General features: G+C 75.2%; 11 protein-coding genes. 3 read left to right on the top strand and 8 right to left on the bottom strand.

The window, feature by feature from the left end; translation table 11 throughout:
• Nucleotides 1-2: 2 nt before the first annotated feature.
• The 6 genes from V5D56_RS02540 to V5D56_RS02515 form a co-directional block, all read right to left on the bottom strand.
• Nucleotides 3-503: a hypothetical protein gene (locus V5D56_RS02540; RefSeq protein WP_435737497.1), complete on the bottom strand. Its 501-nt coding sequence runs from the start codon at nt 501-503 to the stop codon at nt 3-5.
• A gap of 90 nt (nt 504-593) precedes the next feature.
• Nucleotides 594-1,478, bottom strand: coding sequence for a metal ABC transporter permease (locus tag V5D56_RS02535; protein WP_435737496.1), 885 nt, complete (start codon nt 1,476-1,478; stop codon nt 594-596).
• Nucleotides 1,475-2,245, bottom strand: a complete 771-nt coding sequence (locus V5D56_RS02530) for a metal ABC transporter ATP-binding protein (RefSeq protein ID WP_435737495.1) — start codon at nt 2,243-2,245, stop codon at nt 1,475-1,477. The genes V5D56_RS02535 and V5D56_RS02530 overlap by 4 nt, the downstream gene beginning before the upstream one ends.
• The gene (locus V5D56_RS02525; protein ID WP_435737494.1) at nt 2,245-3,216 is read right to left on the bottom strand and encodes a metal ABC transporter substrate-binding protein; all 972 of its coding nucleotides are present in this window, start codon (nt 3,214-3,216) and stop codon (nt 2,245-2,247) included. Before V5D56_RS02525 ends, V5D56_RS02530 begins: the two co-directional genes overlap by 1 nt.
• A gap of 252 nt (nt 3,217-3,468) precedes the next feature.
• A complete protein-coding gene (locus V5D56_RS02520; protein WP_435737493.1) occupies nt 3,469-4,128 on the bottom strand; it encodes a hypothetical protein in 660 nt (219 codons plus the stop codon).
• Between the two features lie 329 nt (nt 4,129-4,457).
• Entirely contained in the window at nt 4,458-5,282 is an 825-nt protein-coding gene (locus V5D56_RS02515; RefSeq protein ID WP_435737492.1) for an IclR family transcriptional regulator, read from the bottom strand.
• A gap of 117 nt (nt 5,283-5,399) precedes the next feature.
• Between V5D56_RS02515 and hutH the strand changes: the two genes are divergently transcribed.
• From hutH to hutI, 3 genes are read left to right on the top strand one after another with little or no spacing between them, the layout of a single operon-like run.
• Entirely contained in the window at nt 5,400-7,157 is a 1,758-nt protein-coding gene (gene hutH, locus V5D56_RS02510) for a histidine ammonia-lyase (RefSeq protein ID WP_435737491.1), read from the top strand.
• A gap of 28 nt (nt 7,158-7,185) precedes the next feature.
• The gene (locus V5D56_RS02505) at nt 7,186-8,886 is read left to right on the top strand and encodes a urocanate hydratase (protein WP_435737490.1); all 1,701 of its coding nucleotides are present in this window, start codon (nt 7,186-7,188) and stop codon (nt 8,884-8,886) included.
• Nucleotides 8,886-10,187: an imidazolonepropionase gene (gene hutI / locus V5D56_RS02500; RefSeq protein ID WP_435737489.1), complete on the top strand. Its 1,302-nt coding sequence runs from the start codon at nt 8,886-8,888 to the stop codon at nt 10,185-10,187. The genes V5D56_RS02505 and hutI overlap by 1 nt, the downstream gene beginning before the upstream one ends.
• Nucleotides 10,188-10,270: 83 nt before the next feature.
• On the opposite strand, the gene V5D56_RS02495 is transcribed toward hutI, so the two are convergent.
• Nucleotides 10,271-11,281: an arginase family protein gene (locus V5D56_RS02495; protein WP_435737488.1), complete on the bottom strand. Its 1,011-nt coding sequence runs from the start codon at nt 11,279-11,281 to the stop codon at nt 10,271-10,273.
• 145 nt (nt 11,282-11,426) lie between these two features.
• Nucleotides 11,427-12,341, bottom strand: a complete 915-nt coding sequence (locus tag V5D56_RS02490; protein ID WP_435737487.1) for a universal stress protein — start codon at nt 12,339-12,341, stop codon at nt 11,427-11,429.
• Nucleotides 12,342-12,376 lie beyond the last annotated feature (35 nt).

The raw sequence follows: 12,376 nt of genomic DNA, 5'->3' as shown, positions 1-12,376 counted from the left end.
GGCTAGACGCTCGCGCGCGTCGTCTCTCCCCGGAGCTCGTCGATGTGCGCCTGGAGCCGCTCGAGCGCGACGGCGACGCCCTCACCGGCGTCGTGCGCGAGGTCGGTGACGTACCGGAGCTGGGCGGACGCGGCGTCGAGCGCCACCTGGGCGTCGGCCAGGGCGATCGTGGCACGACCGTCGGCCGCGTGGTCGGCGTCCTTGGCGTGGTCGAGGGCCGTGCGCGCCTCGTCGGTCGCGGCCTGGACCGACTCGGTCGCGTCGACGACGTCGTTGCGGAGCACGGCGTCCAGGGCGGGCAGGTGGGTCCCGACGCGTTCGAGGTCGTCGCCGATGGTCTCGGTCTGGACCTGCGCGTCGGCGATGAGCTGCTCGACCTCGGCGGCGCTCGCCGTGGCGCAGAGAGGGAGCATCATCGACAGCGCGAGCAGGCTGGCGGCGGCGAACCGGGCAGACGTCCTCGTCCGCGGCGTCGCCGGCTGATCGCTCGTCCTCGCTGACATGGTGAACAGTCTGGGGGGCGTTCCTGGGAAGAGCCAGGGAATCGGGGCTTCAGGTGTGGAGATTTCGCACACAGCGCAGGCCGGGCCCGCTCAGGATCGGGTCGCGGCGACGGCGCGCCGCCGCCGGGCCTGCGCGACGCGCGTCGTCAGCAGCCCGTGCCGCGGGCTGAAGAGGTACGCGAGCGCGAACACGGCGCCCAGCGTCACGACGACCGCCCCGCCCGACGACGTGTCGAGCCAGTAGCTGCCGAAGATCCCCACGACCCCGCTCACCGACGCCACGAGCGGCGAGATCCACAGCATGCGCGAGAACCGGTCGGTGAGCAGGTACGCCGTCGCGCCCGGCGTGATGAGCAGCGCGACGACGAGCACGACGCCCACGGCCTGGAGCGCGACGACGACGGTCAGCGCCAGCAGCCCCAGCAGCAGCGCCCCGAGCCGGCGGGGCGAGAGCCCGATGGCGTGCGCGTGCACAGGGTCGAACGCGTAGAGCGTGAGGTCGCGCCGCTTGAGCACGACGACCGTGAGCGTCACGGCGCCGAGCACCAGCACCTGCAGGAGGTCGGTGGGCGACACGCCGAGCAGGTTGCCGAACAGGATGTGGTTGAGGTCGGTCTGGCTCGGCGTGACGGAGATGAGCACGAGGCCGAGGGCGAAGAGGGTCGTGAACACCACCCCGATCGCCGCGTCCTCCTTGACGCGGCTCGTGTCCCGGACCGCGCCGATGAGCAGCACCGCGAGCAGGCCGAAGAGGAGGGCGCCGAGCGCGAACGGCGCGCCGACGACGTACGCGAGCACGACGCCCGGCAGCACCGCGTGCGACACCGCATCACCCATGAGCGACCAGCCGACGAGCACGAGCCAGCAGGACAGCACCCCGCACACGATCCCCGCCGTGAGCGTGACGGCGAGCGCCGTCCGCACGAACTCGAACGACAGCGGCTCGACGAGAAGGTCCCAGATCCCCGGGCTCACGGCGCGACCTCGAGCCCGAACGCGAGCGCCAGGTTCTCCGGGCGCAGCACCTCCTCGGGCGTCGCGTGCAGCAGGACGCGGCGCATGAGCAGGACGGCCTCGTCGGCGAGCGCGGGCAGCCCGTGCAGGTCGTGCGTCGAGACGAGGACGGTCGCGCCGCCGCCCGCGAGCTCGCGCAGGAGCGCGGTGATCGTCGCCTCGGACCGCTTGTCGACCCCGGCGAACGGCTCGTCGAGCAGGAGGATCGTGGCGCCCTGCGCGAGCCCGCGCGCGACGAACGCGCGCTTGCGCTGCCCGCCGGAGAGCGCGCCGATCTGCCGGTCCGCCAGGTCGGCCAGCTCGACGCGCTCGAGCGCGTGGTCGACGGCCGCGCGGTCCGCTGCGCGGGGGCGGCGGGTGAAGCCCTGGAACCCGTACCGCCCGGTCATGACGACGTCGCGCACGCTCAGCGGGAACGCCCAGTCGACGTCCTCGCTCTGCGGCACGTACCCCACGGCCTGGGCGCGCCGGGCGCGGGCGGGCGGGGCGCCGTCGAGCAGCACCGTGCCGTGGTCCGGGCGGAGCATGCCCATGATCGCCTTGAACAGCGTGGACTTCCCGGAGCCGTTCATCCCGACGAGCCCGCACACCGTCCCCGGTCCCCGGGTCGAGCCGACGGTCAGGGTCGCGGCGTCCAGGGCGAGGACCTCACCGTGGTGGACGGTGAGGTCGCGCACCTCGATCGCCGGCACGTCGCTCGTGCCCGACGTCGCGTGGTCGCGCGCCATCAGCCCTCGCCTCCCGGGTTCTCGCCCGTGAGGCCGTCGACGATCGTGCTCGCGTCGTGGCGCAGGAGGTCGAGGTAGGTCGGGACGGGTCCGTCGGGCTCGGACAGGGAGTCGACGTAGAGCACGCCGCCGAACGTCGCGCCGGTCGCTTCGACGACCCGCTGCATGGGCGCGTCGGACACGGTGGACTCGCAGAAGACGGCCGGCACGTCGTCGCGCTCGACGAGCTCGATCGTGCCCGCGACCTGGCGCGGCGTGGCCTGCTGCTCCGCGTTGACGGCCCACAGGTAGTGCTCGGTGAGGCCTGCGTCGCGCGCGAGGTAGGAGAACGCGCCCTCGCACGTGACGAGCGCGCGGTGCTCGTCGGGCAGGGTGTCGAGCGCCGCGGTGAGCTCGTCGTGGACGGCGCCGATCTCGGCGGCGTAGTCGGCGGCGGCGGCGCGGTAGTCGTCGGCGTGCTCGGGGTCGAGCTCGGCGAACGCCTCGGCGATGTTGTGCACGTACAGCTGTCCGTTCACGGGCGACATCCAGGCGTGGGGGTTGGCCGTGCCCTGGTACGCCTCGGCGGTGTCGTCGCCGAGCGGGATCGTGTCGACCCCGTCGCTCACGACGGCGTGCGGCACGTCGAGGTCGCCGACGAACCGGTCGAACCACGCCTCGAGCCCGAGCCCGTTGTCGAGGATCAGGTCGGCGTCCGCCGCGCGCCGCAGGTCGCCCGGGGTGGGCTCGTAGCCGTGGATCTCCGCCCCGACCTTGGTGATCGACTCGACGCGCAGGTGGTCGCCCGCGACGTTGCGTGCCATGTCCGCGAGCACGGTGAACGTGGTGAGGACGACCGGGCGGTCGTCGGCAGCGCTGCCCGACGACCCGGCGTCCGTGCCGGTCAAGCACCCGCCGAGCGTCAACGCGAGCGCGACCAGCCCCGTGGTGGCCACCGCCGGGACGGCGAGCCGGAGAGAAAAGTTCGGCATGCCGAACAATCTAGCGCGGGTGCTCGCTGCTCTCCAGTGCACGCGCGAGGTAGAGCCCTGGTCGCCGAGGTAGAGCCCTGGTGGGCGAGATAGAGCCCTGGTCGGCGAGATAGAGCCCTAGGGCGCGTCTCCCAACGTCTGAGGCACACGGGCGAGGTAGTCGATGAGGAGACGCGACCCCAGCTGGGCCGGCGGGTGCGCTCGGCGGGTCGCGCGCACCGGTCCGGCCGGCTGCTCGGGGCTCAGGTTTCATCAGAGTCGTGGGTACCCGATCTGTGCAAGGTCGTCCGCCAGCGTCTCCATGTCGGCATCGGGGTTGAGGCGCTGCACGAGGTCCTGAGTAAGGGGCTCGAGAGCGAAGATCGCGCTGACGGCGCTCGAGTCGACGTCTGCCTCGTAGTAGTCCTCGGCGAATCGCTCATAGGCCTCGGGGGAGTAGCGCACCAGCATCTCGAGGAGCCAGTTCGCGCCGTCAGGATCGTCGCCGGGTGGGAAACTCATGTCGCCGGCGCGCCAGCCGTCGTCCTCGACTTGGCGCCACAGGCATACCGTGGCCAGCAACGTCGCGCCGTCACAAAACGCCGGCTCGGTGAGATGGGCAGTGAAGACCGGTGGCACCTTATCGACGAGTCCGGGCCACAACTTCCCGTCGTTGGCGTACGGGCTCATGTCCGATTCGTGGTCGAACCCGCGGACGAAGCCCCCGGCTGACGAGAAGACGATCGACCACTCATCGCCCGATCCGTTACGCATGGACGCCATGTCCTCACCCGGCGCCCAGCGCGAGTCGAACGAGAAGTACCGCCAGTCCCACTCCGGGCTCATCACGGCGTCCAGGGTCGCCAACACGCGACACCGGTCACGGAGCAACGAGATCTCCGGCAGGGCGCGGGCTACGTCGTGAGCGGTCATCCGGACATTGAACGCCGAGCCCACGTCCGACTCGGATGAGGACGGTGGTGACACGCGGGGAACGCCGACGAGTGGTGCCCAAGTCCGTTTGGGAGACACGTCCTAGTTCTTGGTGCCCGACGGCGGGTGGTTGCGTTGTGTGGTCGGGGTGGGTGGGGGCGCCGCGTCTCCCATCCGCGCTGCTCGTTCCTCGCGGCGCTCCCGCCAGGCCCGACCCCACGACGCGGCGCCCCCACCCGCCCCTCCCGGCGTCGTCTCGCCGTGTCTGTGGTCACCGCGAGACACAGCCCTGGTCGCCGAAGGAGAGCTCTACGTCACCGACCTCGGTTCTACTTCGCGGACCAGGGCTCTATCGCGGACCACGGCTCTACCTCGCGGACCGCGGTTCTACCTCGGCGGCCAGGGCTCTCTCTCGGCGGGAGCGGGGTGCGGGCGCCGAGGCGGCGGCTGATCTCGCTCGCGGCCCGACCCACCGCGTCGGCGAGCTCCGCGCGCCGGGCCGGCGGGACGTCGTCGGACACGAACGTGAGCGCGATGCCCGCGACGGGCGAGCCCGTGTGGTCCACGGCCGCCCGGGCGACCGACGCGAGACCGGGGGAGACCTCGCCGTCCTCCGTCGCCCAGCCGCGCGCGCGGACCTCGCGCAGCACGTCGCGCAGCGCGCGCAGGGACTGCGGGCCGACGCCGGTCCGGTCGGCGAACGCCGACGGGCCAGGGAACAGGGCACGGACCTGGGCGGCGGGCAGCCGCGCGAGCACGGCGCGCCCGCTCGCGGTGAGGTGCGCGGGCAGGCGGACGTCGACGTCGGTCACGAGCGCGGGCCGGCGCGGTGCCCGCTGCTCCACGAGGTAGAGCACCTCCCGGCCGTTCAGCACCGCGAGGTGGGCGCTCTCGCCGGTCGACTCGACGAGGCGGCCGACCACCGGGCGGGCGAGGCGCGCGAGCGGCGCCTGGCGCGCGTACGCGGACCCGAGGGCGAGAGACGCCGTGCCCAGCCCGTACCGGTGCTCCTCGGGCAGGTGGGTCACGAAACCCTCCTCCACGAGGACCGACAGCAGGTGGTACACCGTCGAGCGGGGCAGCCCGAGGTGCTGCGCCACCGCGGCCGCGGGCGACGGTCCGGCCTGGGCGGCGAGGTAGGCGAGCACGCGCACGGCGCCGCGCGCGGCCGGGACGTCGGCGATGGTCGCCTCCTCGGGGTGTCTGGGATCCCAGACTGAACCTCGTACGGGGCCCTGTCGAGAGCGCAGCGGCCGGTGTGTCCTGGTCGTATGGCAACGACGCACACCCCGCGCCCGGCGCCGCCCGGCGCCTCGGCGGGCGACCGCACCCCGGTGGCAGACCTTGGCGAGCAGCCGGTCGTCGTGGGGGAGCGGCCGCTGTCGGTCGACGACGTCGTCGCGGTCGCGCGGCACGGCGCGGGCGTCCGCGTGGCCGACGTCGCGCTCGACGCGATGGCCGCGAGCCGCGCGGTCGTCGACGCGCTCGCCGACGACGACCGTCCGCACTACGGCGTCTCGACCGGCTTCGGTGCGCTCGCCCGGCGGCACATCCCGGTCGAGCGGCGCGCGCAGCTCCAGACGAGCCTCGTGCGCTCCCACGCCGCCGGTTCGGGCCCGGAGGTCGAGACGGAGGTCGTGCGCGCGCTGCAGCTCCTGCGCCTCGCGACGCTCGCGACGGGTCGCACCGGTGCGCGGCCGGTCGTCGCGACGACGTACGCCGCGATGCTGGACGCCCACGTCACGCCGGTGGTCCGCGAGTTCGGGTCCCTCGGCTGCTCGGGCGACCTCGCGCCGCTCGCGCACGTCGCGCTCGCGGCGCTGGGCGAGGGCGAGGCGCGCGACGCGGGTGGCATGCTGCGGCCGTCGCGCGAGGCCCTCGCGGACGCCGGGATCCTGCCCCTCGTCCTGCGCGAGAAGGAGGGCCTCGCACTCCTCAACGGCACGGACGGCATGCTCGGCATGCTGTGCCTCGCGCTCCACGACCTGCGCTCGCTGCTCCGGACGGCGGACGTCGCGGCCGCCGTGAGCGTCGAGGCGCTCCTCGGTTCCGACGCCCCGTTCGCCGAGGATCTCGTGGCGCTGCGTCCGCACCCGGGCCAGGCGGCGTCGGCCGCGAACCTGCGGTCGATGCTGGCGGGGTCGCCGGTGGTCGCGAGCCACCGAACGCTCGACGCGCACGGCCGGCCCGAGTGCACGCGCGTCCAGGACGCCTACTCGTTGCGCTGCGCGCCGCAGGTCCACGGTGCGGCGCGCGACACGCTCGACCACGCCGCGACCGTCGCGGGTCGCGAGCTCGCCGCGGCGATCGACAACCCCGTCGTCACCGTCGACGGCCGGGTCGAGTCCAACGGCAACTTCCACGGCGCGCCGGTGGGGTACGTGCTCGACTTCCTCGCGGTCGCCGTGGCCGACGTCGCGAGCATCAGCGAGCGCCGCACCGACCGGTTCCTCGACAAGGCCCGCAACGAGGGCCTGCCGCCGTTCCTCGCGGACGACCCGGGCGTCGACTCCGGCCTGATGATCGCGCAGTACACGGCCGCGGGGATCGTGTCGGAGCTCAAGCGGCTCGCGGTGCCGGCGAGCGTGGACTCGATCCCGTCGTCGGCGATGCAGGAGGACCACGTGTCGATGGGCTGGGCCGCGGCGCGCAAGCTGCGGCGCGCGCTCGACGGGCTCGCGCAGGTGCTGGCGATCGAGCTGCTGACGGCGACGCGCGCGCTCGACCTGCGCTGCGCGCCCGAGCTGTCAGCGCCCCACGGGTCCGTAGACCGGCCGGCGGCTGACAGCTCTGGGCGCGGCGCGTTGCCAGCGCCCGACGGGCCCCTGGGCCGGGCCAGTGCTGACAACTCGCGGGGGGTGATCGCGCCCGCTCGCGGCACCGGCGCCGTGCGCGACCTCGTGCGCAGCGTCGCCGACGGCCCGGGCCCCGACCGCTACCTGTCGCCCGAGATCGAGGCCGTCACCCGGCTCGTCACCCGGGGCGACGTGGTCGCGGTGGCGAGCGACGCCGTCGGGCACCTGGCCTGAACCCGCGCAGCGAGAGGAGCGACCCCCGATGAGACCGCCGCAGACCCATCCCCAGACTCAGCGCCCCGCGCACGACCTCGGTACGCCCGTCCCCGTCCGAGCACCGCGCGGCACGACGCTGACCGCGCGCTCGTGGCAGACGGAGGCGCCGCTGCGCATGCTCATGAACAACCTCGACCCCGAGGTCGCGGAGCGTCCGGACGACCTCGTCGTCTACGGCGGGACGGGCCGCGCGGCGCGCGACTGGCCGAGCTACCACGCGATCGTCCGCACGCTCAGGACCCTGGCCGACGACGAGACCCTCCTCGTCCAGTCCGGCAAGCCCGTCGGGGTGCTGCGGACGCACGAGTGGGCGCCGCGCGTGCTGCTCGCGAACAGCAACCTCGTGGGCGACTGGGCGACGTGGCCCGAGTTCCGGCGGCTCGAGGCGATGGGCCTGACGACGTACGGCCAGATGACGGCCGGGTCGTGGATCTACATCGGCGCCCAGGGCATCCTCCAGGGCACGTACGAGACGCTCGCTGCCGTGGCCGCGCAACGGTTCGGCGGCACGCTCGCCGGGACGCTCACGCTCACGGGCGGGTGCGGCGGGATGGGCGGGGCGCAGCCGCTCGCGGTGACGCTCAACGGGGGCGCGTGCCTCGTGGTCGACGTCGACCGGTCGCGCCTCGAGCGCCGGGTCCGGGAGCGGTACCTCGACCAGGTCGCGGACGATCTCGACATCGCGGTGCGGCTCGTCGAGGACGCGCGCCGCGAGCGTCGGGCGTTGTCGGTGGGCGTCGTGGGCAACAGCGCGCACGTCGTGCCCGAGCTGCTGCGCCGGGGCGTGGAGGTCGACGTCGTGACGGACCAGACGTCGGCGCACGACCCGCTCGCGTACCTGCCGCTCGGGGTGCCCGTCGACGAGTGGGCCGACGCCGCCGCACGGGACCCCGAGGGCTTCACCGCGCGGGCGCGGGAGTCGATGGCCCGGCACGTCGAGGGGATGGTGGGGTTCCTCGACGCGGGCGCGGAGGTGTTCGACTACGGCAACTCGATCCGCGACGAGGCGCGCCACGGCGGGTACGACCGGGCGTTCGCGTTCCCCGGCTTCGTGCCCGCGTACATCCGCCCGCTGTTCGCGCAGGGGAAGGGGCCGTTCCGGTGGGCGGCGCTGTCCGGCGACCCGCGCGACATCGCCGCGACCGACGCGGCCGTGCTCGACCTGTTCGACGACGACCACCTGCACCGCTGGATCCGCGCCGCGCAGGAGCGGGTCGCGTTCCAGGGCCTGCCCGCCCGCATCTGCTGGCTCGGGCACGGCGAGCGCGACCGGGCGGGCCTGCGGTTCAACGAGCTCGTCGCGTCGGGCGAGGTCCGCGCGCCCGTCGTCATCGGGCGTGACCACCTCGACGCCGGGTCGGTCGCGTCGCCGTACCGCGAGACGGAGGCGATGGCCGACGGCTCCGACGCGATCGCCGACTGGCCGCTGCTCAACGCGCTGACCGCCGCGTCGTCGGGCGCGACGTGGGTGTCGATCCACCACGGCGGCGGCGTGGGGATGGGCCGGTCGATCCACGCGGGCCAGGTGTCGGTCGCGGACGGCACGCCCCTCGCGGCGGCGAAGCTCGCGCGCGTGCTGGCGAACGACCCGGGCCTCGGCGTCCTGCGGCACGTCGACGCCGGGTACGACGACGCCACGGACGCCGCCGAGCGCGGCGGCCTGCGCGTCCCGATGCGGGAGTCGTGATGGCCCACCCTCCGGCGGGTCGGGCGACGCTCGTCACGGGGGTCGCCGAGCTCACGACCAACGTCCCCGGCGGCCCGGGGACGCGCGACGGCGACCCGACCGGACTAGTGACGGACGCCGTCGTGCTGCTCGCCGGCGACCGCGTCGCCTGGGCGGGGCCCGCGCGCGAGGCGAGGGACGGCGTCGGGCACGCGCTGGCAGGGCGGGAACCGGACCGGACGGTCGACGCGCACGGCCGGGCCGCGATCCCCGGCTTCGTCGACTCGCACACCCACCTCGTGTTCGCCGGGGACCGCGCGGCGGAGTTCGAGGCCCGGATGGCCGGGCGGCCCTACGAGGCCGGGGGGATCCGGTCGACCGTCGCCGCGACGCGCGCGGCGTCCGACGACGCGCTGCGGGCGAACCTCGCACGGCACGTCCGCGAGGCGCTCGGGCAGGGCACGACGACCGTCGAGGTCAAGAGCGGCTACGGCCTCACCGTCGCGGACGAGGAACGGTCGGTCCGCCTCGCGCGCGAGGTCGCCGACGAGGTGACGTTCCTCGGGGCGCACGTCGTCCCGCGCGAGCACGCGGGCCGGCCCGAGGAGTACGTCGACCTGGTGTGCGGTGACATGCTCGCCGCGTGCGCGCCGTACGCCCGGTGGGTCGACGCGTTCTGCGAGACGGGCGCGTTCACGCCCGAGCAGACCCGACGCGTCCTCGAGGCGGGCGCCGCGGCAGGGCTCGGCGTGCGCGTGCACGCCGGCCAGCTCGGTCCCGGCGACGGCGTGCGGCTCGCCGTCGGGCTCGGCGCCGCGGCGGTCGACCACTGCACGTACCTCACCGACGCGGACGTCGAGGCGCTCGCGGGCTCGTGGTCGGGCGGCGCGGCGGCGGCACGCCGAGCGGCCGCAGGGAGCGGCACCGTCGCGACGCTGCTGCCGGGAGTCGAGCTCTCCACGCGCCGGCCCTATCCGGACGCGCGCCGGCTGCTCGACGCGGGCGCCGTCGTCGCGCTCGCGAGCGACTGCAACCCGGGATCGAGCTACACGTCGTCCATGGCGCTGTGCGTGGCGCTCGCGGTGCACGAGACCGGCATGACCGTCGCGGAGGCGGTGTGGGCCGCGACCGCGGGCGGGGCGCTCGCGCTGCGGCGTGACGACGTCGGCGTGCTCGCCCCGGGCGCGCGGGCCGACCTCGTGCTGCTCGACGCGCCGAGCCGGGTCCACCTCGCGTACCGGCCGGGAGTCCCGCTCGTCGCGGCCGTCTGGAAGGACGGCGTCCGCGTCGCGCTCGGAGGGAACCCCGGCACCGCGGGGTAGTTCGCCGGTCCACGACCGGGGTGCTCCGTCGCGGGACCGGGGCACTCCGTCGTGAGGCTGAGGTCGTCCGTACCGCGACGGTGTCAGACGGCGCGGGCTCCCGGAGCGCCGGGGCGCAGCGCGAGACCGGCGAGCGACTCCAGGACGCACAGCGCGGCGAGGCGTACCGTCCGGCCGTCCGGGGCGTCGGCGGTCGCGTCGACCTCGACGACGTCGAGCGACCGCACGCGCTCGTCGCGCACCGCCTCGCGGACGAGCGCCCGCAGCTCCCACGCCGCGAGCCCGCCCGGCACGCTCGCGGGGCACCCGGGCGCGACCGACCGGTCGCACACGTCGACGTCGACGTCCACGTGCACCGGGCCGCCCGCGGCGCCCGCGACGGTCAGCGCGGCGCGCACGACGTCCCACGGCCCGCGCCGGCGCACCTCGTCCACGTGCACGACCGTGATCCCCAGCTCCGCCGCGCGCCGCGCGTACGCGGCGGAGTTCGCGAAGTCCGCGATCCCGACCTGGACGACCCGGGCCGGGTCGAGACCCGCCTCGACGAGCCGCCGCACGGGCGACCCGTTGGAGACGCCGTCGCGCAGGTCGTGGTGGGCGTCGAACGTGACGAGCCCCGCGGTGGCGAGATCGTCGCCCCACGCGCCGAGCGCCGTCGCGACCGTCACGGAGTTGTCGCCGCCGAGAGCGACGAGCAGCCGGGCGTGCGCGAGCGCCGCACCCACCGCGGCACGGGTCCGGGCCTCGCCCTCCGGACCGTCCGGCTCGTCGACGTCCTCGTGATCCGCGAGCGCGAGCTCCGCGAGGTCGACCGGCCCGACCGGGCCCGTTCCGGCCCGCGTCCCGGCCGGACGCACGCGCGCGGAGGGACCGCCGTCCGTCAGGGGGCGGTCGGGGACGAGCGCAGGGCTGAACCGGCGCAGCGCGTCGCGGACCGCGGCGGGCGTGGCGTGCGCGCCCGTGGGGGAGAGCGACGTGCGCCACGCCGGGACGCCGAGCAGCGCGACGTCGACGGCGGCCCCCGTCGGGCCAGGCCAGTCGCCGGCGCGGGGCCACGAGGGGTCGTGCGACGACGGCTGCGCGGCGCTGGTCACAGGTCCGACGCTAGCGCGACCACGACCGTCCCGACCGTCGGGACCCCGACCACGCTCGCCGTCGACCCCGACCCCGCTCGCTGTCGAGCACGACCTGGAGGTCGCCGTCCGCCGGATCACGACCCTCAGGTCGTGCTCGGCAGGGTCAGGGCTTGGCCGCGTGCACGACGGCGACGGGGCCGTCGGCGTGGTGGAGCACGTCCTGGCTCACCGAGCCGAGCAGCATGCCCTGCACGTCGCCGCGCCCGCGGGACCCGACGACCGTGAGCGCCGCGCTCCGGCCGGCCTCGTGGAGCGCGACGCCGGGCCGCCCTTCGACGACGAACGTCTCGACGCCCACGCCGTCGTGCTCGGTGGTGCGCACGCGCGCGAGCGCCGCCTCGACGGTGCGTGCCGCGGCCCGTCGCGCGTCGCGCTCCGCCTGGGTGTCGAACGCGAAGGCCTCGTCGGTCAGCAGGTTCGGGGGCAGGCGCCACGCGGACACCGCCACCACGCGCCCGCCCGTCGCGGCCGCCTCGTCGAGCGCGAAGCGCAGCGCGGCGTCGCCGTGCACGGAACCGTCGACCCCCACCACGACGTCCGCCGTCCGGTGCCGGCACGCGTCGACGGGCGGCACCACGATCACGGGGGCCGGGCTGCGGGCCGCGAGCCGCGTCGAGACGGAGCCGAAGAACGCGGACCCGACGGAGCCGAGGCCGCGCGTCCCGACCACGACGAGGTCGGCGTCCTTCGCGGCGTCGAGCAGCACCTCGCTCGGCGTGCCGGATCGCAGGACCGTCTGCACGCGCACCGCCGGGTCGACGCGCGCGGCGCGGTCCACGGCGGCGTCGAGGATGGGCCGGGCGATGGCGTCGACCTCGTCGACCGTCGGGTAGTAGACGCCGCCCACGAACGGGGACGACACGACGGGTACGTACGCGACGTGCACGACACGCAGCGTCGCGCCGCGGCGGGCAGCCTCACGGACCGCGACGTCGAGCGCCCGCCCGCTCGTCGTGCTGCCGTCGACGCCGACCAGCACCACCGGCCCGCGTCCCACGTCCGTCGCGTCCCTGCTCATCGTCCTCACCTCGCCCTCCGTGACGGGAACGTCCC

It is taken from the genome of Cellulosimicrobium sp. PMB13 (assembly GCF_051294865.1).
Classification (GTDB): Bacteria; Actinomycetota; Actinomycetes; order Actinomycetales; family Cellulomonadaceae; genus Cellulosimicrobium.
The sequence above is the reverse complement of the archived record's forward strand: the minus strand, read 5'-3'. Positions and strand labels throughout refer to the sequence as shown.

Coding starts and splice junctions, on each gene's coding strand:
- V5D56_RS02540 (WP_435737497.1), bottom strand. CDS start 503: ATGTCAGCGAGGACGAGCGATCAGCCGGCGACGCCGCGGACGAGGACG.
- V5D56_RS02530 (WP_435737495.1), bottom strand. CDS start 2,245: ATGGCGCGCGACCACGCGACGTCGGGCACGAGCGACGTGCCGGCGATC.
- V5D56_RS02525 (WP_435737494.1), bottom strand. CDS start 3,216: ATGCCGAACTTTTCTCTCCGGCTCGCCGTCCCGGCGGTGGCCACCACG.
- V5D56_RS02520 (WP_435737493.1), bottom strand. CDS start 4,128: ATGACCGCTCACGACGTAGCCCGCGCCCTGCCGGAGATCTCGTTGCTC.
- hutH (WP_435737491.1), top strand. CDS start 5,400: ATGGCAACGACGCACACCCCGCGCCCGGCGCCGCCCGGCGCCTCGGCG.
- V5D56_RS02505 (WP_435737490.1), top strand. CDS start 7,186: ATGAGACCGCCGCAGACCCATCCCCAGACTCAGCGCCCCGCGCACGAC.
- hutI (WP_435737489.1), top strand. CDS start 8,886: ATGGCCCACCCTCCGGCGGGTCGGGCGACGCTCGTCACGGGGGTCGCC.
- V5D56_RS02490 (WP_435737487.1), bottom strand. CDS start 12,341: ATGAGCAGGGACGCGACGGACGTGGGACGCGGGCCGGTGGTGCTGGTC.